This is a genomic window from Candidatus Melainabacteria bacterium RIFOXYA2_FULL_32_9, assembly GCA_001784615.1.
Taxonomy (GTDB): Bacteria; Cyanobacteriota; Vampirovibrionia; order Gastranaerophilales; family UBA9579; genus UBA9579.
This window is the reverse complement of record MFRQ01000109.1, coordinates 11,140-11,587: the sequence shown is the minus strand read 5'-3', so window position 1 is coordinate 11,587 and position 448 is coordinate 11,140. Positions and strand designations below refer to the sequence as shown.

At 41.5% G+C, this 448-nt stretch carries 1 pseudogene (cut by both window edges); it reads left to right on the top strand.

What is annotated here, in order from left to right:
* A pseudogene (locus A2255_04110) lies at nucleotides 1-448 on the top strand (hypothetical protein) (it extends past both window edges: 274 nt to the left, 541 nt to the right).

Below are 448 nucleotides of genomic sequence, written 5' to 3'. Positions count from 1 at the left end.
TTGGTGATTTTTTATTAGGCAGATTAATAAGTCCCCTAGGTGAACCGTTGGATGGCCAGCCTTTGGATACAACTAATGCCAAGTTTATTTCAGTTGAAGGAAATCCTCCTGATGCATTTAATCGTCCTATTATTAAGAATAAATTTTCCACCGGAGTAAGGGCTATTGATTCCATATTGACATTTGGTGCAGGCCAGCGTATGGGATTATTTGCCGGTAGTGGTGTAGGTAAAAGTACGATGCTTGGCATGATTGCCAGAAATAGTGAAGCTGATGTTAACGTAATGGCTCTTATTGGAGAACGTGGCAGAGAGGTTAAAGAATTTATTGAAAATAGCCTTGGCCCAGCGGGCATGGCTAAGTCAGTATTAGTATGTTCCACCGGAGATCAGCCTCCTTTGATCAGGATGAAAGCTTTACAAACAGCGACGGCTATTTGTGAGTATTT